Raw genomic sequence first — 23,406 nt, 5'->3', positions numbered from 1 at the left:
CGAGGGCTGGGTTGATAGCTCAGACTTTGCCGTCAATCACTGTTGCGGAGGCGCGGGCATGGCTGCGCGCAGGGCGTCTTCATCGACCCCCAAAGCCTCTGCGACCTTGGCCAGATCGGCGCCACGCCCGCCTGCGTCTTCCATGGCCTGTCTCAGGGTTTCGGCATCCACGTTGAGGGTCTCGGCAATCGCGTCAAAGTCTGGGCCTCCGCCCGGCCCGCCAGGACCACCGCCAGCATTCGCAGACCCGATGCCGTTTGCCGCATTGGTCGCGAAGTTGTCCTGCGCGACCACGCCTGCCAGACAGGCAGGCAGGTTCGGAAAGGTGCTGCCCGCGTGATAGTGATACTCGGCCTCTCCGTCCGCTTCGGTCAGGCCGACATGGCCGCCGCAGTCATCCAGATCATCGGGAAGGGAACCGTCGTGGTTCAGCGGGCCAAACATCGCGAACCCGTCAAAGGCATAGCCAAACTGTGCCGTCTGATCCTGAGCGACGTTCACACATTCCGCATCGACGCCTTCGGAGTCATAGATCGCGTTCACATCCGTAGCGGTCGCATGCCAGTGGTACCAGCCGCCCGGGTCGACATGGCCGCCGCAGGTATCGAGCGCGGGCATATGCCCGGTTTCCAGCACCGAAGGGGCGTCGGCGAAGATCGGGACGCCGTCCAACCCGATGCCGACCTTTGCAACAGTGCCAAGGCTGGTCGGCTCATCCGCCATCACCGGGTTCGTCGGAATGAGGACCGTCATCTCGACATCGGGATCGACCGAACCTTGGATGCACTCATGCGCCTCGGTCGGCCCTTCGATGCGAATGTCGAAAGAATAGACCTCTCCGTCTGCGTTGAAGAAGGTGTAGCCCTGCGCGTCCAGCATCCGCAGGAAATCGCCATTAATCCGGTAGAGCCCCGCCTTGTCGCCGTCCCAGTGCCAAATGCCGCCCTTGTCCTCCAAGGTCGCCGGACAGAACGGACCGATCTCAAGGTCGTCGGGCAGATATTTCACCACATAGCGCGCGCATTGTGCAGCCTCTTCGGTCTCCATCGTGCAATCCACAATCCCGGCGGGGCTGACCAGCGCGGCATCCGCCACCGAATGCGCGTCGGGGTGCGCAAACGCAGCTGCCGGTGAGAAAACTGCGCAGATTGCGCAGGAACGTAGAAATCTCATCGCTGGGTCTCCTGTCTCGTTACTTGTGGGGTGTTGTCGGACGCCAAGCCGGGCACCTTGCCGCCGAGGCGGTCTCGGAGGCGGCGATTGAGCGTGGCGTGCGCGGCGGCATCCTCCGCGCCCAGTGTCTCAGCGATCAGCGTGTCGATATCGCGCCAAGCGGCATGGATATCTGCCAGCAACGCGCGCCCGCGCGATGTCAGTTCCACGATATTGCTGCGCACTTCGGTCGGATCGACTTTGCGGGTGATGATGTCTGCCGCGATCAGCCGCCCGGTCATGGTGCTCATGCTGGCGGGGGTGATGGCGAACTCACGGGCGAGGGTGATTTGCGAAACGGCGCCCATTCGGGCAAGTGCGTCGATCACGCGGGCCTGACGGGGCGATATGCCGATTTCGGAAAGCCGGTGGCGCAGCTTTTCCTCCACCAGAGTGGCTGCATGGAGCAGATAGTGTAACTTTACGGTGTCGAACTGCATGCTAACAGTTAGTAGCCTAATTAACAGCGAAAGGCAAGATCGGGCATGGCCGAGCCGAAGATAGGAGCAGCTGACGTGAACGCCGCGCCGGGCAGTTTGGCCCATGGGTTGAAGGGAGCCGACATTTTTCTTCGGAACGGCACTATTTGTGCGACGGAATATACTTCGTCCTCCGTTTGAGAAGAAGCACATGTATCGCAGGGACCTTTCCAACACTCAATTTCGCACCGCTCGCCACTGTTTAAATCGCTCAGCCACGCCTTCGTTCGAGGCCGGGTTGTTCTGACATGGGGGGCGGTTTGGCAAGGCCATGAAACTTTCCCCCACAGCGCCTTTCAGGAGCCTGAAGACTTTGAAAAGATTAATCTACGCCGTCGTCTCCATCGTCATCATTGCAGGCGCATATGGCATCGCATTCGGCGTGCCCGATGAGGTTGCGCAGCTTTGGGGCGGCAATGTCACCCAGACGGATGATGCGCCTCAGAACGCGCGGCCCGGGCGGCGCGGCGGGCAAGGACGGGCGACAACCGTTGTGCTGACGCCGCTAGAGGCGCGCGCATATACGCTCGTCCTGCGCACGGTGGGCAGCGCGGTATCCCTTCGCCAGACGGAAGTGACCGCAACCGATGCGGGCGAGGTTGTCGAAACCGCGCTTGCCGCCAATACGATGGTGGAAAAGGGCGATGTCTTGCTGAAACTGGACGACCGCACCGAGCGGCTGGCACTAGAAATCGCCGAAGCCAACCGCGATCAGGCGCAGGACACCGTGACCCGCTATGAGGGGCTGCGCAGCAAAGGCAGTTCCGTGGTCACCGACGTAAGCCTTTCCGAAGCGCGGGTCGCGTTGCGCTTGGCCGAAGCCAATGTGGGGCTTGCCCAAGTGGCGTTGGATGACCGCACGATCAAAGCGCCGATCTCTGGCCGTTTGGGGCTGAGCGATATTAGTCTGGGCGATCGCTTGTCGAGCGGGGAGGCCATCGTGACCATCGACGACACCACCCGCCTGCTTGCCACATTCGAAGTGCCAGAACGCTCCATCGGTCTTTTGGCCGAGGGCAAACCGGTTCTCGTCTCCACGCCCACCTATGCGGGGCGCATTTTCGAGGGGACGATCACCGCCTTTGACAGCCGTCTCGACAGCGTGACCCGCAGTGCGACGGTGGAGGCTGAGATCGAGAACCCGGAGGGGCTGCTGCTTGCCGGTATGACCTTTGCCATCCGCATGACCGAAGAGACCGATCCGCTGCCCGTCGTGCCCGCAACCGCCATCACATGGGACCGCAGCGGCGCGGGCATCTGGGTCGCCGATGGGGGCAGCACCGCCCGTGTCCCTGTCACCATCCGCTACCGCGAGGGTGATCAGATCTGGGTCGAAACCGAAGCCCCCTTGGGCGCGCAGATCGTGGCCGAGGGCGCGGCGAAGCTGCGTGAAGGCGCGCAGGTTACCGCCGCTGGCGCGCGCGGGGGGCCGGACGTATGAGTTTCGAGAAAAGAGCGCACAAGGCCGGCTTCGCGGATGTTTTCGTGGCGCGTCCCATCTTCGGGATCGTGCTGAACCTGCTGATCATCATCGCCGGGCTGGCGGCCTTTAGCAGTGTCGACATCCGCGAGATGCCGGATGTGGACCAGCCCGTGCTTTCTGTCAGAACCGACTACGATGGCGCGGTGCCCAGCACGGTCGACACCGAAGTGACCCAAGTGTTGGAAGACGCGCTCAGCGCGCTTGATGGCATGTCCTATATCGAATCCACGTCAAGCATGGGGTCGAGCCGCATCACCATTGATCTCTCGGATGGCACCGATGTCAACGTCGCCGCCAATGAGGCGCGCGAGATCGTATCGGGCGCCTTGCGGTCCTTGCCTGACGATATCGAAGACCCCAGCGTCAGCAAGAGCGACAGCAATGCGGATGCGATCATTCGCCTTGCACTGCTTGGCGATGCCAGCCTCGATACGCTGACCCAACTGGCGGAAGGGGCTGTTTATGAACGGCTTTCCCTGATCGATGGCATTGCCGAGGTGACCCTGCGCGGTGACCGTGCCAACGAGTTCCGCGTGGCGGTGAACATGCCGTCCTTGCTGAGCCGGGGGCTGACGATCTTTGATGTCTCCACAGCACTTGCGCAGCTGCGTGACGACACCGCTCTGGGCTCGCTTTCCAGCGAAACGCAGACCCTCTCGCTCAGGGTGGGCAGCAAGGATGTCACCGTTGAAACCATCAACCAACTGCCGATCAATGACACGACCCAAGTCGCCGATATCGCCTTTGTGCAACTGGCGCCCGAAGACGCCAACGTCTATACCCGCGTGAATGGTGAGACGGCCATCGGTTTGGATATCACCCGCCAATCGGTTGGCAACACGCTGGAAATCTCGCGCGATGTAGGCACCGCAGTCGAGGAATTGCAGGCGCAACTTCCCGAGGGCGTGCAACTGCTTGTCACTTCGAACGACGGTATCTTCATCGAAGGGTCGATCAACGAGGTCGTCAAGTCCATCCTCATGGCGACCGGCATTGTGGTGGTCGTGATCTTTCTGTTCCTGCGCTCCCCACGGGCCACGCTGATCCCCGCGGTCACGATCCCGGTGGCGTTGATCGGGACGCTTGCCGCGATCTGGCTCACGGGATTTTCCGTCAATACGATCAGCCTTTTGGCGCTGGTATTGGCGACGGGGATGGTCGTCGATGATGCCATCGTCGTGGTCGAGAATATCGTGCGCAAGCGCAAGTCCGGCATGGGGGCTTTCGCCGCCGCGGCTTCGGGCGCGAACGAGGTATTCTTCGCCGTGATCTCCACCACGGCCACGCTTGCCGCCGTTTTCATTCCGATTTCCTTCCTGCCGGGGCAGGCGGGGGGCGTCTTTTCTGAATTCGGCTTTGTGCTGGCCTTTGCCGTTACCCTGTCGTCGATCACGGCGCTCACCCTTGCGCCCGTCCTGTCGGCTCTCTTGGACCCGGGCAAGACCCTGGGCACCGCAGAGGCCGCCACGCCGGGCGCATTGGCGCGCGGCTTTGACCGGGTGATGGATTTCGCCATCCGCACGCCGCTGCTGGTTCTGTCGATCGCCATAGGCTTTGCCATGATCGCCATGGGGGCCGCGATGACATTGCCTTCCACCGTCACGCCCGAGGAAGACCGGGGCTTCTTTCTCGTACAGGCGCGCGGTGCATCGGACACGACGATTGATTACCTCGATACGCAGATCTCGATGGTCGAAGACATCCTCGCCCCGTATCGAGAGAGCGGGCAGATCGAGACCGTGCAAAGCATTATTGGCGTCGGCGGCGGCACCAGTGCGTTCATCGTCGTCCGCCTGCCGGATTGGGTCGAGCGTGACTTTGCCCAGCAGGAGTTGATCGCGCAGATCAGTGGTCAGTTGTCTGCGGTCCCCGGCGTGCAGGTGAGCGCACGGTCGACCAACAGCCTTAACATTCGTGGCGCGGGTGGCGGGCTGAGTTTCGCGGTGACCGGCACCAATCTGGCTGAAATGACCGAAGCCGCCGACAGGCTCACGGCGGCGATGGCCCAGGATGCGACCTTTCTGAACCCGCAACTGTCGAACAACAGCGTGACCGCGCAATTGGAAGTCACGGTAGACGACAGCGCCGCTGGTGATATGGGGCTCAACAGTTCCGATGTCTCCTCCCTCGTGCGCGCCATGGTTCAGGGCGAAGTGGCAGTCAGCGTCTTTTCGGATGATGTCGAAGTGGATGTGAACGTCGTCCCCGGTGGCCCGCCGATTGACGATCCGTCTGACATCGCCTCCATGTCCATCCGCCTCGACAGTGGCGCCTATGTGCCGCTCTCCGCGGTTGCCTCGCTCGTGACGGTGGTAAGCGACGCGCAGATCGAGCGTTTGGGCGGAGCGCTGTCCGTCTCAATGCAGGCGAACCTTGGCGAAGGTGTCGATCTGTCCACCGCGATGGACCGGGTGCTGACACTTTCCGAAGAGGTTTTGCCTGATGGGATGGGCATCACCTTCACCGGAGAGGCCGCGACGCTCGACGGCTCCCAAAGCGGTATCTACATGGTCTTCGGCGTCGCACTGATCGTGGTGCTTCTGGTGCTGGCCGCCCAGTTCGAGAGCTTTGCCAGTGCGGTGGTGATCATGATGACGGTGCCCTTCGGGATGGCTGCCGCATTGCTGGCGATATCGATGACGGGCGGATCGCTGAACTACTACAGCCAGATCGGCCTTGTGATGCTGATCGGGGTCATGGCCAAGAACGGTATCCTGATCGTCGAATTTGCCAATCAGCTGCGCGAAGCAGGCGAAGACATCGACAGCGCCATCCGAAGCGCGCTGCGCCTGCGGATCCGGCCCGTGATGATGACGATGGTGTCGACTGTTTTCGGGGGCCTGCCGCTGATCGTGACCTCTGGCGCGGGCGCAGAGGCCCGGATCGCCGTGGGCTGGGTGATCGTTGGCGGTTTGGGCTTTGCCACCGTGTTCACCTTGTTTCTCACGCCGATTTTCTACCGCTGGATCACGGTCTGGGGCGCAACCCCCGGAGGGTCTGCGCATAGATTGAAAGCCGAGGTGGAGGCGACCGCAAGCGTGTAGCGCGACGGCCTTTGCGTATCGGATGCTTTCCCCTGCGCAAATGCTGGGAGCAGCTACAAGGTCAACGGCTCTTGCATAGCTGACGGCGAAAAACTGCCCCGCGCCAGCGACGGGAATCTCTCTGGCAGACGTTAAATATGACGTAAGCAAAGAGGAGAGACCCAATGCAAAAACGGATGAAAAAATGCGCGACTGTCGTGCTATTGGCAGCCACCACAGTGGCTTTCGTGCCGATGACGGCAATGGCCGACAGAGCGGATGTTCAGCATAGCCGTGTTGATCGCGGCGCCAAGGTGAAGGTGGTGCAACAGCAGCGCCACCGGCATGCGGTTGGCCAGCGTCTCCGCAAGCAGGATGTCGTCGTCGTCAAGAATTGGCGCGCCCGCGGCCTTTCACGCCCGGGCCGAAATGAAGTCTATGTCGTCGATGGCAATGATATCTACCTTGCAGCCGCAGCCACGTTGTTGGTCAAGGCCCTCGTAAACTGAGATGCGCTGGCTGGGCAGGGTTTGATCCGCGATAGAAGGCCAGTGTCAGGCTGGAACGCGGGCGGACCTTTCCCGGGCGCGGCGGCCCGCAGGACAGGGTGCATGATCCTAAGGAACGCTATGTGGGCGATTTAACCTACCTTCGCATCGGGCACGGGGATCAGCAGGGTCAGTCGATCTGGGTTCATTTCGGCGATCACGATGGTGCCATCGTCCTGCACAGCCAATCCGTGACCATAGGTTGAAAAGGTGCGGCAGCGGCCAATCAGCTCACCATTCGGGGCATATGCAGAGAGGCGCGGGGTTTGGTCAGTGACCAGCAAGACGCCTTGGGATGTCAACGCCAGCGCCATTGGTTTGTGCAGGCCTTCGATCTGACCCAGCCAGATGCCTTCGGGGTCAAATAACTGAACGCGGTTGTTTTCGCGGTCCACCACGCAGAGCCTGCCTTGGCTGTCGAACAACAGGCAGTGCGGGGTCGAAAACGCGCCCGCTTCGGTCCCGGGATGTCCAAAGGTTTTGAGGTGGCGCAGCGCCGGGTCAAAGATATGAACGGCGCTGTTGCCATATCCGTCAGCGACATAATAGCGTCCGTCCGGACCTTGGGTGCAATCGCAGGGATGATTGAAGGGCCGCCCCAAGCCGGGATGCTCTGCGCAGTCCATACGGGCGGTTTCTTGCAAGGTGTCATCAAGCAGCACGACCTTGTGGCCATCCATGTCCGTGGCGGCGACTTGGCTGGCGGAGGTCGCGCGCAGGCCATGGCCGCAAACGAACTGCGGCAGATCAGCGGTTTCGCCCAACATTGTGCCGTCCAGCTCGAGCATGACCAATTCAGGCGCTTGCCGTCTGAGGACAACGATCCTGTCGCCTATGACCGCGACATCGGAAATACCCGATAGCATGGGATCGCTGACATGGGTCACACGGTAGCGCTGGGCGCCCAAGGCCACATAGCCTAAGGGGCGCTTGGCCGTTTCGCTCACAGCGCGCCCTGCAATGTTTCGGCCATATTGATTAACATCGCATCTCGGCCCGCAGCGGCGGTCAGCATCAGCCCTGCGCCGGGGTGGCTGGTGGTCGGCATGCTGACCGAACAGCCGTCTATTACATTCGCAAAGCTGGTGTTGCGCAGCGCCAGCAGATTGATGCGGTCATAGGTGGCATCCTCGCGCAGATCATCCAGCTTTGGCGGCATGATGGCCACGCTCGGCAGGGCGACCGGCGTGTCGCCAAACAGATGCGCCGCCCGTGCGATCAATGCTTCCCGCGCGGCTATCGTGCGGGCAAACTCGATCCCGGTGACACTATCCGCCCGCGCCATACGTGATGCCACACGCGGATCAAGCTCTGCGCGGGCGTCGTCGAAAGGCGCCCCGTGATGGGCGCGGGATTCCACTGCCGAGAACTGCCAGACGGGCAGGGCGCGGTAGTCATCGAAGAAGTCGAGCGTTTGTCGACGTAGGCTTACGCCAGATGCCTGAAGCGCTTCGAGGGCGGCTTCGAAGGCTTGGGCAACCTCGGGGTCCAATTCGTCCATGCCGAAATTTTCCGGCACGATGACGGCGCGCGGCGCGGCAGACGCGGCGAGCGGTTGGTCGCGTAGCACGTTCAAAACCGGGCGCAGCAGGCCGACTTCTCGGGTCAGCACGCCGACACTGTCAAGCGAATGGGAAAGCGGCACCGCCCCCGCGCGGGAGATCGTCTGTGCCGTGGCCTTGTATCCGAAGAGCCCGCAAAAGGCCGCCGGGATACGCGCAGAGCCGCCAGTGTCTGTCCCAAGCGCGATGTCAGCCACGCCCCGCGCCACGGCAGAGGCACCGCCCGAGGTCGAGCCGCCCGCGATACAGCCTTCTTTCAAGGGGGTGAGGGGGGTGCCGTAATGTGGGTTCAGGCCGAGGCCGGAATAGGCAAATTCGGTCATATTGGCGTGGCCGATCAGCCCTGCGCCTGCGCTGCGCAGCCGCGCGACCGCCGCGGCATCCTTAGTGGCGGGCGACGTGCCTTTGCGGACCAGCGACCCCGCCTGGGTGACTTGGCCCCGCACGTCGAACAGGTCTTTGACCGCGACGTTCAGCCCCGACAGCGGCCCTTCGCCTTCCACCGGATCATCGAAGGTCCGGGTGAAATCGGGCGCGACAGCGCGGGCGCGGGCCGCGTCGAGGAGGGATTGAGGGGTGTGTGTCATCAAATCAGCCTTTAAATCGTTTGTTCCACAAGCCACGTCGTGATGCCGGGGAATGCCGTCAGCAGGATCACGGCCAACACCAAGATCATGAAATAGGGGATGATCATGCGGGTAATCTCAAAGATCGATTTACCAGTCAGGCTCTGGATCACAAACAGATTGAACCCCAGCGGCGGCGTGATCTGCGCCATTTCGACAACGATGATCAGATAGATCCCAAACCACACCGGATCGATCCCCACGGCAGCCACTGCGGGCATCACAACCGAAGTCGTGAGCACAACGATGGAGATCCCGTCGAGGAAACAACCAAGGAGCACGAAGAATACGGTCAGCACGGCGATCAAACCCGCAGCGCCCAGCCCGCTGGCGGAAATGAGTTCGGCCAGTTGCCCGGGCAAGCCCGAAAAGCTCATCGCGGAGGTGAGAAAAGCCGCGCCAAGCAGGATCAGCCCGATCATCGCAGAGGTGCGGGTGGCCCCCAGAAGCGAGGCGACGAAGGTCTCGGCGTTCAGCGACCGGCCAAAAGTCGCGATGATCAGCGCCCCGGCCACACCGATGGCGGCGGCCTCGGTTGCGGTGGCCACACCGGCATAGATCGAGCCGATGACCCCGATGATCAAGCCCACCACCGGCAGCAACATGCGCAGGCGGCGCAGGCGCTCACCCAAGGGCATGCGGGGTTCGGGGTCTGGCACGCCATCGGGGTTCATCTTAGCCCAGATCGCGATATAGCCCGAAAACAGCGCCATGAGCATCAGCCCCGGCACCACGCCCGCAATAAATAGGCGGTTCACAGACACTTGGGCCGCGACGCCATAGACGATCATCACGATCGACGGCGGGATCAACAGGCCAAGCGTGCCCGATCCAGCCAAGGAACCGATGGCAAGCCGGTCGGCATAGCCGCGCGATTTCAGCTCTGGCAGGGAAATGCGGCCAACGGTTGCGGTGGTGGCAGCCGAAGACCCCGACACCGCCGCAAAGATACCGCAGCCCACGACGTTGACATGCGCCAAGCCGCCGGGCAGCCGCCCGACCCATGGGGCTAGACCAGAAAACAGGTCTTCGGCCAGACGTGTGCGGTAAAGAATTTCGCCCATCCAGATGAACAACGGCAGCGCCGTCAACGTCCAGCTGGCCGAATGGGCCCACATGGTGGTGCCGAGGATCGCATCGACCGGCGTAGAGGTGAACATCAAGAAGATCACGACGCCCGAGGCCATCAGCGCCACGCCAACCCAGATGCCCAAGCCCAAAAGCACAAGCAAGGTCACGACCAGAACGGCCGATTGCAGAAAAATATCCATGATTATTCGCCCCGACCTTGTTCGTTTGTATCGTCGCTCTCGACTGGCAGCCCGAGGATCAGGCGCAGGGTGCGCTCGGCAAAGGCCAGTGCAAACAGCACCGACCCCAGCACCATCGCGGATTGCGGCCACCACAGCGGGACGGCCACCACGCCTTGGCTGACTTCATTGTAGGTCCAGCTTTCGTGGACATAGCCAAAGATCGCCCAAGCGACCCAGCCCATCATCACGGCGGCAAAGGCCGCCGCCAGAATATCGGCGATATGACCCAGACGTTCCGGCATCAACTGCCGCAACGATGTGACGCGAATATGATCGCCCCGTATCAGCGTGGCCGGCAGCGCGAGGAAGATCGACGCACTCAGCCCCCATGCCGCGAAATCATCGGCTGACGGGATTTGGCTTCCCATCAGGCGCAGGCCAATCTGCGACAGGATCAAGACCGCGATCCCCAGCAAGGACAGCGCGGCCAAGGCTCCGCAAAAGTTGAAGAGATGGCGGGTCAGCATCATGGCGGCGGGCTCCGAATAAGGGGGCGGGGAGGGGGCGAATACCCCGGTCTAGTAGAAAAGGCCCGGGCAAACGACTGCCCGGGCCTGCTGAGATCAGTTCATCGCGTCGACGATTTTCTGACCTTCTTCGCCAGCCTGTTCCAGCCATTCCGCGCGCATCGTCGCGGCGATGGTTTCAAAGTCGCTGGCCAGCCCTTCGGGGGTCGGCAGGACGTTCATGCCATTGTCGGCCATTGTGTTGGTTGCTTCGCCAGTGGCTTCCTCGGCCATCTCAAAGCCACGGGTTTCCGCCAGTTCAGCCGCTTCTTGCAGCGCGGTTTTCACCTCGTCAGACAGGCCGTCGTAGGCGCCTTTGTTCACGATCACCATGTTCTTGGGCAGGAAGGCCTGAACGTCATAGTAATGCGACACGAAGTCCCATGCTTGGCTGTCGACACCCGTCGAGGGCGAGGTGATCATGCCGTTGATGACACCGGTCGAGAAGGCTTGGCTGATCTCGGAGGTGGCGATGGTGGCGGGAACGGCACCCAAAAGCTCGGCCAGACGCGCGGTCGAGGGGTTGTAGGCGCGGAATTTGACGCCCTCGAAGGAGGCGGCATCGGTGACTTCTTGGTTCATGTAAACGCCCTGCGGCGGCCAGGGGGCGGCAAACAACAGCACCAGACCATCTTCGGCCAGCTTTTCTTCGTAGATCGGGCGGGAGGCTTCCCAAAGAGCGCGGGCCTCGTCAAATGTCGTCGCCAAAAGCGGCACGGCATCGGCAGAGTAAACCGCGTCTTCGTTGCCAAGCGCTGAGATCAGAACTTCGCCGATGGGAACGATGCCGCGCTGCACGCCGCGCTTCAGTTCGGGGCGCTTGAGCAGGACCGAGTTCGACACAACGTCGATTTCCAAGGCGCCATCTGACAGGCGGGCCACATCATCGGCGAAGGCGCGGATGTTCTGGGTCAGATAGTTGCCGTCGGGCGCATCGGCCGACATTTTCCACGTTTCGGCATGGGCAAGACCGGCTGTCAGGGCCGCGATCGCGGTTCCGATGAGAAGGTGTTTCATGTGTGGTATCTCCTGTTGGGGTGGTTTGTTGTTCTTGCCCTGCCGTTTTGGCAGGGCAGGGTGGTTCACTCAGTCTTCCAATGCGGGCAGGTCTTGCGCGCCCAGCGACCACATCAGGCGGAAGGTTTCGGCCTCGCGCACCGCGCCGCCCAGCTTTTCGGTCAGCTGGCGCAGGGTCGCTTCGGCGATCGGCTCTGACGTCACATCCACCGCGATGCAAGGCGCCAGAACGCGCCCTTCGGTGTTTTCAGACGGCAGCGGGGTCGAAAGGGTTGCGTCGGGGATCATGTGATGCACGCGCAGCACACCCTCTTCGGCCATCAATTTACCAAGCACGTCGGCGACGGCGTCGCGATCCATGGCATCTGGCACCAGTTCGATCAGCACCAGCGCGCCGCCCCAGCCAAAGCCGCCCTCTTGCGCGACCTGCATCACCCGACGGCGGGTGTTGGACATGCGTCCGAAGTTGGTGACCGACCATTGGGTCTGTTTGGTAAAGGCTTTGCGGTAGGCTTCCGAGGTGAAATCGGCAAGGCTGCTCGCGCGGTAAAGCGCGAGGTAGCGCCGTGCCGAGCCCGATACCGCACGATAGCGTCGCGCGCCGGTGAAGCCCGGAATGCGAACGCGCTCTTCCATATGCTCCCGGTCATACCACTGGTTAAAGTCAGCCTCATGATCGGGGTCGATATCGCTCCAGACGAAAAGCTGTGCCTGATCGGTTGTACGGATATTGCTCATTCTGCATCCTGATCCTTGGACAAAGCTCTCCCGTCACGTGGCGGGGCACGGCCCGTCTCCGTCGAGGTGCGGTCAAGCTCTGTCGATTGTTGTTTGGGCACATTTGCCGAGATGGGGTCCAACGACAAACGGGATTATTCAGGGGGGGGTGATAGGATTTTCCGATCAGGCCAATTCAGGCTGTGTCAGGTCTGCCGCTGATGGCGCTCTGCACAGGCCCGCGCAAGATCGGCGATTGCCTTGTAGGTGGCTACGTCGGAACTGCGCCGCCAGATGCAATAGAGGGGCAGGGGCGGCAGCTGCGCATCGACATCAAGCTCATAGATTCCCGGCCCGGCCAAATCGCAGGCAAGTGGCAGGGTCGCGATGCCCAGCCCGCGCTGCGTCAACCGCGCAATCGCAGCCATCGAGGTGATGCAATGCACGATCGAAGGCCGCAGGCCGCGATCGCTGAAAAGCGCAAGAACATTGGCGTGCGGGCGTGAATTGCGGGTGAAGGTGATCAGCGGGCTGGTAACGACATCGGCGAGGGACAGTTTCTCGTCGCGCATCCCCTCGGGGCCGAACCATCCCATGGCCAGCGGCGGCAAGTCCGCGCAAACGCAGGTTTGGTCGTGGCGGTCATCTGTCGTCAGCAACATATCCAGCGCGCCGCGTTCAAAGGCCGCGGCGATGTTCGGCGTGGGCTCGACCGTCAGTTCAAGCTCCAGCCGGGGATAGCAGCGCGCCACCTCTTCGATCAGGTCGCAAAGCCAAGTATGCACGACCGAAGACACCAACCCCAAACGCACCCGCCCCGCGGCGGTGGTGGGATCGGAGAGCGTGTTGCGCAAATTGCGCTCCGTCGCCAGCATCTCTTGCGCTTTGTCGAGGATCATCGCCCCGGCCACCGTGATCCGGGTGGCGTGGAATTCACGGTCAAACAGATCGACCTGAAGGTCGGTCTCAAGTGAGGAAATCCGACTGGACACCGTCGCTTGGCTGACATTCAACTGCTCGGCTGCCGCCCGGAAGCTTCCCAAGTTGGCGACCGTGACGAAGGTTTCTAAAAAGCGCGTGTTCACCAAGAACCTCTATTTCTCTGTTTCGGTCGCGAAGAACGAGGGTAGGTTAAGCTGGCGGTAAAGTCACCTGTTCTCAATGGGCTTTTGGCCTGAGAAAGCCTTAGGGGAGCGCCTGTAGCGAGCGCTGCGTCCGAATGGTCCGGCATGGATGGCGCCGTAGCTACATTGTGTTTCGTCGGGATGGCCCCACTGAAGCCCATTAAGTTCGTCTGGGAAAAGGGGCACTTCGGTCATTATCTGATTTGCCCAACGGAGCCGGGGTTGGCCCGTGCTAATTGACCCTCTCTAACCGCAGGCGGATGTCACGACTATGGGGAAAGAAGTCCAGACCGTCGCGGTCAAGCCGGACAAGGCGGTTGCAAGATTTACCTTGCGGTAGAACCCGGAGGTCGGACCAAAAGACCATTTCCCCACCGCCAGCAGAAGAAGCAGTTGCAGCACAATCGCGGCGAGCCAGGCTATCAGCAGCGCCCAGCGAAAAAGTGACAAGCCGAGCCAGGCGACCTCCGGCCAGCCAAAGGCGCAGCCGAGGCCGTGCAGCCCGTAGATCGCGCTGAAACTGGCCAGCCAGACCAGCAACGGCAGGAGAATGCGCAACAACTCTCTCACGCGATCATCCCCGGCAGATGCGCCGCAAGCAGGATCAGCACCGTGATCGCCGCCAGATAGTCGGACCAGAGCGCCACAATGGCGAAACTCGCCCGACGCTGAGGCGAGGTGAAGCCACGCCGGACCTGCAGGATCAGAAAGCCCTGCATTAGCCCCACGAGCAGAGCATGGGCCAGCCCATAGGCGCCGAGGATCAGCAGCGTTGCGGCATAGGCATGGCCGTCCGGGGGCGGCAGGCGCAGCAGCAGGGCCCCGAACACCACCGCCGTAGAAAGTGTGGCCAGCAACGCGGGGGCGAGGGCGATCATCGGCGGGGTGCCCGCGCGGTTGCGGCGGGCGCTTAGGTGCTGGGCCAAGGCGGCGGCGAGCGCTGCGCCGATGCCGAAGGCAAGCTCGACCCAAGAGGGGGCTAGCCATTGGGCTGGGGGCCAGCCGGGCGCGACGGTCCAGAGGAAGGCATAGCCGAAAAGGAGGGAGCCGAAGAAGGTCGCATTGGCCACCAACAGGAAGGTCGAACCCCACCAGCCCGGCGATCTGTCGCCCTCACTTGCCAGCGGCAAGGTCGTGCCGCGCCCAACCTTTTGCGGACCTTGATCGCCGCGCGCGCTCAATTGCCAGACCCAGACCAGTGCCAAGGCCGCCACGCCGGCCAGTGCCAGCGGGGTGAGCCAAAAGAACTTGAGCAGGATCGACAGGAAGAACCCGCCCGTCACCGCCGCCATCAGGATCGGCAGCCGTGTGTTGCCGGGATAGATGACCAGCGCTTCGGGGCGACCGCTGGCGGCATCGACCATTAAGGTCTCGCGCCGGGCCACCTCGGGCGCGCCGAGGTAGCCTTCGCCCTTGGCCAACCGGTTGGCCAGATCTGGCGTGTCGTAAAGCGGGGCACGCGCGCCCACCATCGGCAGGCTGGCGAAGTTATAGGAGGCGGGCGGCGACATGCCGGCCCATTCCAAGGTACCGGCCCGCCATGGGTTGCGCGGGCCGCGCACCGCGACGAAGCCGTGGATAACGATGTCGACCAGTACCATCGCAAGGCCGATCGCCATGACGAAACTGCTGACCGAAGAGACGAAGTTGATAACCCCCCAGCCGGTCTCGGCGTCATAGGTCTCGATCCGGCGGCGCTGGCCCAGCAGGCCGACCCAATGCATTGCCAGAAAGGTGCCGTGAAAGCCTAGGAAGATCAACGCGAACGCCAGTTCGCCAAGCCGGAACAGCCGCTTGCGTCCGCTCACCAGCGGCAGCCAGTAGTAGATCCCCGCCAGCATCGGAAAGACGAAACCGCCAAACAGCACATAGTGCAGGTGCGCGGTGATAAAGGCGGTGTCATGGGCCTGCCAGTCAAAGGGCACCACAGCCACCATCACGCCGGTCAGCCCGCCGATGATAAAGGTGACGAAGAACCCGAGGATGTGCAGCATCGGCATGTGCAACTCGGGCCGCCCTTTCCACATTGTGCCGATCCAGGCAAAGACCTGCACCCCCGTCGGCACCGCCACCAGCGTCGAGGCGGCGGAAAAGAACGCCAGCCCCATATGCGGAATGCCGGTGGTGAACATATGGTGCACCCAGAGCCCGAAGCTGAGGAAGGCCAGCGCCAAGGCGCTCGCGACGATCCAGCCGTAGCCCAGCAGCGTTGTGCGTGCCATCACCGGGATCACCGTCGAGATCACCCCGGCGGCGGGCAGGAAAATGATATAGACCTCGGGGTGGCCGAACAGCCAGAACAGGTGCTGCCAAAGCAGGCTGTCGCCGCCCAGATCGGCTTGGAAGAACGGCAGGCCGAAGGCGCGCTCAACCTCAAGCAGCACCGAGCCGAGGATCAGCGGCGGAAATCCGGTAAGGATCATCAGCGAAGTGACCAGCGCGTACCAAGCAAATATCGGCATCTTGTCGAGCGACATGCCGGGCGCGCGGTATTTCAGGATCGAGACAGTAAATTCGACGGCGGCGCAGATCGCGGAAATCTCGACAAAAGTGATGCCGATCAGCCAGAAATCGGTGTTGATGCCGGGCGAATGCAGCGGACCGGTCAGCGGCGGATACATGAACCAGCCGCCATCGGGCGCGATGCCGAAGAACAGCGCCACCAGCAGCATCGCGCCGCCGAAGGCATAGCACCAGTAGCCGTAAGCGGTGAGCCGCGGGAAGGCGAGGTCGCGGGTGCCCAGCATCTTGGGCAGCAGATAGATCGCCAGCCCCTCGAAGGCGGGAATGGCGAATAGGAACATCATGATCGTGCCGTGCATGGTAAAGAACTGCGCAAAGGCACCGGCATCCACGAAAGCGGAATCGGGTGTCGCCAGTTGCGCGCGGATCAGCATCGCTAATACACCACCGACGAGGAAGAAGAAGAAGGCAGTGACAAGAAACATCCGCCCGAGGTCGGAATGGTTTACGCTGCTGGTCCAGCCCTTCCAGCCCGGCTCCGAGGCCCAGATCGCATCCAGCTTGCGGTGACGGCGCAGCGCGTTCATGGCGTCTCCTTCGCGGTAAAGGCGGCCCAGCCCGCCGGGTCATGGGCCTCGACCGAGAAGGTATGGCGGCTGTAGCCCTCGCCGTTGTACTCGGCGGTCAGGCCCCGGTAGGTGCCGGGGGCATCGGCCTCGATCCGCAGCACGTTGACATGACCGGGAATGGCGTCCAGCTTTCCGGCCAGACGCGGCACCCAAAAGCTGTGCACCACATCCCGGCTGGTGATCGCCACTTCGACAGGCCGCCCGGCGGGGATGTGCAGCAGGTTCTCGGTGACATGACCGGGGCGGTCGTCATAGGAAAACCGCCAGGCCCATTGCCGGGCCTCGGCCTCGACCCGCACCACATCCGCCGCGGCGCGGGGCATCAGCCGCTCGCCGGTGACCAGACCATAGGCCAGCAAGGCCGCAAGGACCGCGATGGAGAAACACAGGCCCAGACCGATGATCCAGACCTTTTCATCCCGCGTGGCATTCTCCGCCTGCCGGGATGTCCGGAAGGCGCCGATCAGCAGCGCCGCCACCAGCGCGAGGATCAGCCCCGCGCCGATAAACATCACCCACCAGAGCGTCGCGATGGCGCGCGCCGCCGGGCCCGCCGGATCGACCACCGACAGATCGCCGCTGCAACCAATCAGCACACCGCACGTTGTCCCTGCAATCACCCCCCGAAGGAGCCTGCCCCGATGAGCGAGCAACGCAATGAGACGGGCGAGGACCGGTTGATCGACCCGATCGCCTCTCAGCCCGGCTATGAAGAGACCGAGACCCGCATCGCGCTCGAGGGCCACCCGATCCATGCCATGAGCGTGGCCTTTCCCATCGCGCTGTCCTTCTGCCTGCTGGGGGCCGATCTGCTCTATTGGTGGACCGGCGATGGCTTTTGGGCGCGGGCGGCTCTCTGGGCGGCGGGGACGGCGTTCTTCTTTGGTGTGCTGGCGGGATTTTCCGGCGCTGCCGAGCTCTTGCTCGTGAGCGGCATCCGCTCCCGCGCGGCGGCTTGGACCCATGCGATCATCGCCGTGACCTTGCTGGCGGTCTTGGGCGCGAATTGGGGCCACCGGCTCTATGGTTATGAGGCGGCGGTCCTGCCTTACGGCATCCTCCTGTCGGGGCTGGGCGCGGTGATGGTAGGGTTCACGGGTTGGCATGGGGGCAAATTGGTCTTTGATTATCGTTTGGGCACGTCGAAGGGCAATTGACCGCCCCGCGGTTCAAGCAGCCAGCCGGGCAGGGGGAAGTCCCAGAGGTCGGGCTTGCCTAAGACCAGCATGAGGATTGCGATGACGGGGAGGCCAATGGCAGTGATCGGCAGGTAGGATCGGGGCAGGCGGTGTTTCTCTGGCTTCTCGGCCACCTGCACCACCAGATGCCCAATCCAAGCATGGGCGGCGGCAAGCGCCGCGACAAACAGCAGTTTGGCATAGAGCCAAGGGACGAAAACCTCGCGAAAGAAGATCAGCCATGTGCCCGCGACCACCGCCACGACGGCGGCGGGAGTGACGAGGATGGCATAGGTCGTATGAGTGGCGCGGCGGATGCGGCTGTATTCTTCCACCGTGGCGTTGGGATCGTGGCGCGACAGCATCAGGGGCAGGGCAAGCAGCCCGGCGCACCACAGGATAAGCGCGGCGACATGCACGCCTTTGAAGAGTGTGGTGAGAACCGGGGACCAACCGCTCACGCGCTGCCCGCCCGCAGGGTCGCCCATCCGCGCCGTGCCACGGCCCCGGCGACGACCGCATAGGGCAATCCCGCAGGCACCCACATCAGGATGCCGCCAAGCTGCTGGTCGGCCAGCGGCGAGAAGCCCCAGTCCATGGGGGCAACGGCATGGGCGGCATAAAGTGCCTCGGGCGCGAAGGTCAGGATCGCCCCCAAAAGACCCATCTGCGCAAAACCGGCGATGAGCAGGGTCAGCGCCTCGACAGGCGTGCGGCCGGGGGCAAAGACTGCGCGCCAGAACCATAAGGCAGCGCCGAGCAGGCTAATCTGCATCAGCCAGTACACCCCGACATGCGAGAGCGCGAGGTCGTAGGCCACCGGCAGATGCCAACCCCAAAGCACCCCGGTCGAGACCGCAAAGGCCGCCATCGCACCACCCGCCCGCCGCGAGGGCCATGCGCGGGCCAACAGCGGCGCGGCGACGGCGACGAGCAGCACGTGATGCACCACCCGCGCCGAAAACAAAGCCGAAGAAAGCGCACAGAGCGGCGAGACGAAGGCGAGCACCAGAACCGCCACAGCCAACATCCCGTGCCGACTGCGCGCGCGCAGGACAACGATGAAGAGCAGGGAGAGAGCGGCCAGAAGGAGCGGATCGAAGTTCCAGCGAAACCAAAAATCCTCCGGCCCCGGTGCCGGTCCACAATAGGTTCGGATCCAAGCATCGCTAAGCAAGGTCTTATTTCCCTTTGGTCGTTCCCTAAGAGGAACGCCGCCCGCGCGCGTTTCGTTCCGAACGAATTGAGACGGGGTTGGGTTTCCCAAAGGCCCGATCAATTTTTCTTGACCCTCGGTAAAAGCGATCCAGCTTCTACCACAGGGCGCATTACGCCCGAGGCTACATGCATCACTTGGAGGGGTCACTTGTCTTTTCCGACGCGCCGCAAAATTCTGAAATCCCTGCTGTTCGGCGGCACCGCCATCGCCGCCCCTTCGGCTGTCTTCGGCGCGATCTATGGCCGGGGCGAGGGGATGCCTTGGGAGCCTTTGAAGGGCCAGCCGCCTTATTACGGCACCCATGAGGATCGGTTCTTTACCCCCGAAGAACGCGAGGCCGTCGCTGCGATCTGCGCGCGGCTGATCCCCTCGGACGGGGAAGGGCCGGGGGCGGTTGAGGCTGATGTGATCACCTTCCTCGACCGGCAGATGGCGGGGTTCTATGGCCGTGGGCAACATTGGTACATGAAGGGGCCGTTTCTCGAAGGCACGGCGACCCAAGGCTATCAAAGTGAGCACCCCCCGGCAGAGCTTTACCGCCACGCGCTTGCCGAACTCGACGCCTATTGCCGCGCACAGCAGGACGTCGGTTTTGCCGCGTTGAGTGAGGCGCAACAGGATGAGATCCTCAAGGGGATGGACGACGAGAAAATTACTTTCGAGGGGGTCTCGGCCAAGGCGTTCTTTGACCTGATCCTGAAAAACACCATCGAAGGCTATTTCGCTGACCCGATCTACGGCGGCAACCGCGACATGGTGGCGTGGCACTACGTCGGCTTTCCGGGCACCCGCTATGACTACCGCGATTTCGTGGGCCACAACGGCGCGCGCATTGATCTGCCGCCGGTCAGCCTGATGGGCCGTCCCGGCTGGAACAGCTCTGAATAAGACACGAGGTGACACGATGACGAAACAGCTTCCAAAGGTCGACGTGGTTCTGGTCGGTTTCGGCTGGACCGGGGCGATCTACGCCGAGAAGCTGACCGCCGCCGGGATGGAGGTGCTGGCACTGGAACGCGGCCCGTGGCGCGACACGCCCAAGGATTTCGCCACCACCTTCGCGCAGGACGAACTGCGCTATTACTGGCGCCACGGCATGTTTCAGGAAGCCTCGCAATCCACCGTCACCTTCCGCAACAACGGCGCACAGACGGCGCTGCCGATGCGGCACTGGGGGTCCTTTCTGCCGGGCAATGGCGTGGGCGGCTCGGGCGTGCATTGGAACGGCCAGACCTACCGTTTCCTGCCATCGGATTTCGTCGCGAAAAGCCATAACGAGGAACGCTATGGCCCGCTGCCCGAGGGGATGACGGTGCAGGACTACGGCGTCACCTATGACGAGTTGGAGCCGCATTTCGACTATTTCGAGAAGATCTGCGGCATCTCCGGCACGGCGGGCAACCTGCGGGGCGACATCCGCGAAGGCGGCAACCCCTTCGAGGGGCCGCGCAGCGATGACTACCCCAACCCGCCGATGCAGATGACCTTCTCGCAGGACCGGTTCGAGGCTTCGGCGCGGGAGCTTGGGTTGAACCCTTTCCCGGTGCCCTCGGCCAATATGTCGCGCGCCTATGTCAATCCGCTGGGGATGCAGCTGGCCCCCTGCACCTATTGTGGCTTTTGCGAGAAACACGGCTGCGGCAACTATTCCAAATCCTCGCCGCAGACCACGATTATCCCGGTTTTGATGAAGCGGGAGAATTTCACCCTGCGCACAGATTCCGAAGTGCTCTCGGTCGAGAAATCCCCCGATGGCACACGCACCACAGGCGTTACCTACGTCGATACCAGCGGCGAGGAATTTTTCCAGCCCGCCGAGGTCGTGGTGCTCTGTGCCTACCCGCTGGAGAACGCCCGGTTGATGCTCTTGTCTGACATCGGCACGCCCTATGATCCGCAGACCGGCGAAGGCGTGGTGGGCAAGAATTACTGCTATCAGGTGATGTCCGGCGCGACGGTCTTTTACGATGAGGAATATACCAACGGCTTTGTCGGCGCGGGCGCGCTCGGCATGGCGGTGGATGAATACAACGGAGACAATTTCGACCACTCCGGGCTGGGCTTCATCGGGGGCGGCTATATCGCCTGCTACACCACCAACGCGCGGCCCATCGAAAGCCACCCGGTGCCCGATGGCGTGCCCGGCTGGGGCAGTGAATGGAAACAGTCCGTTCGGGCCAATTTCCTCAAGACCACCACCGTGGGCGTGCACGGCGCCTCGATGGCGCATCGCAGCAATTACCTCGATCTTGATCCCACCTATACCGACCGACATGGCAGGCCGCTTTTGCGCATGACCTATGATTTCACGCTCAACGACCGCCGCCTGACCGCCCATATCACCCCAGTGGCCGAAGAAATTGCCCGAGGCATGGGCGGGCGCGAGGTCAACGTGGCCGAGCGCAAGGGATCCTACGACTCGATGCCCTATCAAACCACGCATAACACCGGCGGCACGATTATGGGGACCGACCCGAAGACCAGCGTCTGCAACCGCTATTGCCAGAGTTGGGACCTGCACAACCTCTTCGTCGCAGGGGCAGGGCTGTTTCCCCAAAACGCGGGCTACAACCCGACCGGCACCGTGGCGGCGCTGGCCTATTGGTCGGTCGCGGCGATCATCGAACAATATATGGCCGACCCCGGCCCGCTGGTGCAGGCATGAAGCGGCTGGCCCTGATCACCGCCCTCTGCGGCGCGAGCCTTGTCCCGGCGCAGGCGCAGGAGCTTGCCTCCTCCGAAGTGGAGCGGGGCCGCTACCTGACGCAGGCGGGCGACTGCAAAGCCTGCCACACGGATATCGATAATGACGGCATCCCATTCGCCGGGGGGCGTGCGCTGGCTACCCCCTTCGGCACGATCTATTCCGCCAACCTCACCCCGGATGACGAGACCGGGCTTGGCCGCTGGTCGCGCGAGGATTTCTATAACGCGCTGAACGAGGGGATCGACGACGAGGGGCGTCACCTCTACCCCGCGATGCCCTATCCCTATTTCACCCTGATGACCCGGCAGCAGACCGATGCGATCTTTGCCTATCTGCAATCGCTCGAACCGGTGCATGTGGAGGAAGAGGAGAACGATCTGCCGTTTCCGCTTAACATCCGCATGTCGGTGAGCGGCTGGAAGCTGTTGTTCTTCGAGGACGAGGAATTTGTGACCGACCCGGACCGCTCCGAGGAGTGGAACCGCGGCCGTTTCCTCGTCGATGGGCCGCTGCACTGTGGCGGCTGTCACACCGGCAAGAACCTTCTCGGTGCCAGCAAGGATAATGAATACCTGCGCGGCGGTACGCTGGAGAATTGGTTCGCCCCGAATATCCGCGGCGGTGAGAATGGCGGCATTGCGCATTGGAGCGAGGACGACATCTTCGAGTTCCTGAAATACGGACGCGCCAAACACACCGCCCCGATGCAGCGCATGGGCGAGGTTGTTTCGATCTCGACCCAGTTTCTGGAAGAGAAAGACCTGCGGTCCGTCGCCACCTATCTCAAAACTCTCGACGACACGGCGCGCGAGTCGGAAGAGGCCCCCGAGACGGCGCGGATGGAGGCCGGGGAGGGGCTCTACTTCGACAACTGCGCCGCCTGTCACGTGGCCGATGCCTCGGGCGTGCCCTATTTCTTTGCCCCGCTCAGCACGTCGAACAAACTACACGCCAAGGATCCTTCGACCGCGATCCGTGTCATCCTCGGCGGCGCCCGTGCCCAGCCGACCGAAACGATCCCCAGCACGCTGGCCATGCCGCCCTTTGCGTGGAAACTCACCGACGCGCAGATCGCCGACTTGCTGACCTACCTGCGCAACACCGGGGACCGCCAGAGCGGCGCGGTCTCGGCGGAGGCCGTGGCCGAGATGCGCGAATATCTAGCTGAGGAATATTGAGGGTGATCCGATGAGAAATGCCGAGCCGTCGCTTGTCGCGACATTGAGCCTTGCGCTGTGCTTCTCGGGCGCGGCGATGGCGGAACCGCTCTATCTTGGCGAAGAGGAATACAATACCGATGACCGCGCTGTCATGATTGCGATCGTTGAGCATTGTGCTGGCCTGCAGGCAGAGGTTGAGGCAGCAAAAATCGCCGGGCTTCCAGGAGATGATGAGGAGGGCATTAAGGAAGCTGGTGCAGGACAGCCAAAGCCTTTCGCCAACTCCCCCGGCATTACAGTAGACCGCCTTGCTTCAGGTGACGGGACGGGCGAACTGCCGGACATCTCTCACGTAGCTGCGAGAGACTGTGCGGCGGCTGGCATTACCTATTAGGGGAAAGACGCCATTTTTTTAGGGGGGGTGGGCTCGCCTGCAGACT

Annotated in this window: 22 protein-coding genes; 8 read left to right on the top strand and 14 right to left on the bottom strand. The window is 62.6% G+C overall.

Annotated elements, in window-relative coordinates:
- Positions 1-36 precede the first annotated feature (36 nt).
- Together K3758_RS13065 and K3758_RS13060 are read right to left on the bottom strand one after the other, a co-directional pair.
- The gene (locus K3758_RS13065; RefSeq protein WP_259945674.1) at positions 37-1,173 is read right to left on the bottom strand and encodes a YHYH protein; all 1,137 of its coding nucleotides are present in this window, start codon (positions 1,171-1,173) and stop codon (positions 37-39) included.
- Complete coding sequence (locus tag K3758_RS13060) at positions 1,170-1,652, bottom strand: MarR family winged helix-turn-helix transcriptional regulator (protein ID WP_259945672.1); 483 nt, start codon at positions 1,650-1,652, stop codon at positions 1,170-1,172. The genes K3758_RS13065 and K3758_RS13060 overlap by 4 nt, the downstream gene beginning before the upstream one ends.
- 352 nt (positions 1,653-2,004) lie before the next feature.
- Here K3758_RS13060 and K3758_RS13055 point away from each other — a divergent pair, with 352 nt between their 5' ends.
- The 3 genes from K3758_RS13055 (at position 2,005) to K3758_RS13045 (ending at position 6,706) form a co-directional block, all read left to right on the top strand.
- Positions 2,005-3,132 (top strand): efflux RND transporter periplasmic adaptor subunit, encoded by a 1,128-nt coding sequence (locus K3758_RS13055; RefSeq protein ID WP_259945670.1) that lies wholly within the window; start codon positions 2,005-2,007, stop codon positions 3,130-3,132.
- Positions 3,133-3,176: 44 nt separating this feature from the next.
- The gene (locus tag K3758_RS13050; protein WP_259945667.1) at positions 3,177-6,218 is read left to right on the top strand and encodes an efflux RND transporter permease subunit; all 3,042 of its coding nucleotides are present in this window, start codon (positions 3,177-3,179) and stop codon (positions 6,216-6,218) included.
- Between the two features lie 164 nt (positions 6,219-6,382).
- Positions 6,383-6,706: an RcnB family protein gene (locus K3758_RS13045; protein WP_259945665.1), complete on the top strand. Its 324-nt coding sequence runs from the start codon at positions 6,383-6,385 to the stop codon at positions 6,704-6,706.
- Positions 6,707-6,837: 131 nt separating this feature from the next.
- On the opposite strand, the gene K3758_RS13040 is transcribed toward K3758_RS13045, so the two are convergent.
- The 10 genes from K3758_RS13040 to K3758_RS12995 all read right to left on the bottom strand — a co-directional run bounded on the left by K3758_RS13040 (position 6,838) and on the right by K3758_RS12995 (position 17,298).
- Entirely contained in the window at positions 6,838-7,692 is an 855-nt protein-coding gene (locus tag K3758_RS13040; RefSeq protein WP_259945663.1) for a hypothetical protein, read from the bottom strand.
- Entirely contained in the window at positions 7,689-8,894 is a 1,206-nt protein-coding gene (locus K3758_RS13035) for an amidase family protein (RefSeq protein ID WP_259945661.1), read from the bottom strand. The genes K3758_RS13040 and K3758_RS13035 overlap by 4 nt, the downstream gene beginning before the upstream one ends.
- 11 nt (positions 8,895-8,905) lie before the next feature.
- Entirely contained in the window at positions 8,906-10,204 is a 1,299-nt protein-coding gene (locus K3758_RS13030) for a TRAP transporter large permease (RefSeq protein ID WP_259945659.1), read from the bottom strand.
- 2 nt (positions 10,205-10,206) lie between these two features.
- Positions 10,207-10,716 (bottom strand): TRAP transporter small permease, encoded by a 510-nt coding sequence (locus tag K3758_RS13025; RefSeq protein WP_067627084.1) that lies wholly within the window; start codon positions 10,714-10,716, stop codon positions 10,207-10,209.
- A 93-nt stretch (positions 10,717-10,809) separates the two neighbouring features.
- Complete coding sequence (locus K3758_RS13020; RefSeq protein ID WP_120351599.1) at positions 10,810-11,769, bottom strand: TRAP transporter substrate-binding protein; 960 nt, start codon at positions 11,767-11,769, stop codon at positions 10,810-10,812.
- Positions 11,770-11,838: 69 nt separating this feature from the next.
- Positions 11,839-12,507, bottom strand: coding sequence for a DUF4286 family protein (locus K3758_RS13015; RefSeq protein ID WP_259945656.1), 669 nt, complete (start codon positions 12,505-12,507; stop codon positions 11,839-11,841).
- Between the two features lie 185 nt (positions 12,508-12,692).
- Positions 12,693-13,571, bottom strand: coding sequence for a LysR family transcriptional regulator (locus tag K3758_RS13010; protein ID WP_067627078.1), 879 nt, complete (start codon positions 13,569-13,571; stop codon positions 12,693-12,695).
- A 285-nt stretch (positions 13,572-13,856) separates the two neighbouring features.
- Positions 13,857-14,180: a hypothetical protein gene (locus K3758_RS13005; protein ID WP_259945652.1), complete on the bottom strand. Its 324-nt coding sequence runs from the start codon at positions 14,178-14,180 to the stop codon at positions 13,857-13,859.
- Complete coding sequence (ctaD, locus tag K3758_RS13000) at positions 14,177-16,660, bottom strand: cytochrome c oxidase subunit I (protein WP_259945649.1); 2,484 nt, start codon at positions 16,658-16,660, stop codon at positions 14,177-14,179. Before ctaD ends, K3758_RS13005 begins: the two co-directional genes overlap by 4 nt.
- Complete coding sequence (locus tag K3758_RS12995) at positions 16,657-17,298, bottom strand: cytochrome c oxidase subunit II (RefSeq protein ID WP_259945647.1); 642 nt, start codon at positions 17,296-17,298, stop codon at positions 16,657-16,659. The genes ctaD and K3758_RS12995 overlap by 4 nt, the downstream gene beginning before the upstream one ends.
- Before the next feature lie 45 nt (positions 17,299-17,343).
- On the opposite strand from K3758_RS12995, the gene K3758_RS12990 reads away from it, so the two are divergent.
- On the top strand, positions 17,344-17,859 hold the full coding sequence (locus K3758_RS12990; protein WP_259945645.1) for a DUF2231 domain-containing protein: 516 nt from the start codon (positions 17,344-17,346) through the stop codon (positions 17,857-17,859).
- Here K3758_RS12990 and K3758_RS12985 read toward each other — a convergent pair.
- The gene (locus K3758_RS12985) at positions 17,829-18,341 is read right to left on the bottom strand and encodes a CopD family protein (RefSeq protein WP_259945642.1); all 513 of its coding nucleotides are present in this window, start codon (positions 18,339-18,341) and stop codon (positions 17,829-17,831) included. The two genes, K3758_RS12990 and K3758_RS12985, sit on opposite strands and share 31 nt — an antisense overlap.
- Complete coding sequence (locus K3758_RS12980) at positions 18,338-19,057, bottom strand: cytochrome c oxidase assembly protein (protein ID WP_259945639.1); 720 nt, start codon at positions 19,055-19,057, stop codon at positions 18,338-18,340. Before K3758_RS12980 ends, K3758_RS12985 begins: the two co-directional genes overlap by 4 nt.
- Positions 19,058-19,246: 189 nt before the next feature.
- On the opposite strand from K3758_RS12980, the gene K3758_RS12975 reads away from it, so the two are divergent.
- From K3758_RS12975 to K3758_RS12960, 4 genes are read left to right on the top strand one after another with little or no spacing between them, the layout of a single operon-like run.
- A complete protein-coding gene (locus K3758_RS12975) occupies positions 19,247-19,987 on the top strand; it encodes a gluconate 2-dehydrogenase subunit 3 family protein (RefSeq protein ID WP_259945636.1) in 741 nt (246 codons plus the stop codon).
- 16 nt (positions 19,988-20,003) lie between these two features.
- Complete coding sequence (locus tag K3758_RS12970; protein ID WP_259945633.1) at positions 20,004-21,764, top strand: GMC family oxidoreductase; 1,761 nt, start codon at positions 20,004-20,006, stop codon at positions 21,762-21,764.
- Positions 21,761-22,984: a cytochrome c gene (locus K3758_RS12965; protein ID WP_259945630.1), complete on the top strand. Its 1,224-nt coding sequence runs from the start codon at positions 21,761-21,763 to the stop codon at positions 22,982-22,984. The genes K3758_RS12970 and K3758_RS12965 overlap by 4 nt, the downstream gene beginning before the upstream one ends.
- A 10-nt stretch (positions 22,985-22,994) precedes the next feature.
- Positions 22,995-23,360, top strand: a complete 366-nt coding sequence (locus K3758_RS12960) for a hypothetical protein (protein ID WP_259945628.1) — start codon at positions 22,995-22,997, stop codon at positions 23,358-23,360.
- The last annotated feature ends 46 nt before the right edge of the window (positions 23,361-23,406 follow it).

Source organism: Sulfitobacter sp. W002, from assembly GCF_025142135.1.
GTDB lineage: Bacteria > Pseudomonadota > Alphaproteobacteria > Rhodobacterales > Rhodobacteraceae > Sulfitobacter > Sulfitobacter profundi.
Note: the sequence above shows the minus strand (reverse complement) of the source record. Positions and strands in the feature narration are given on the sequence as shown.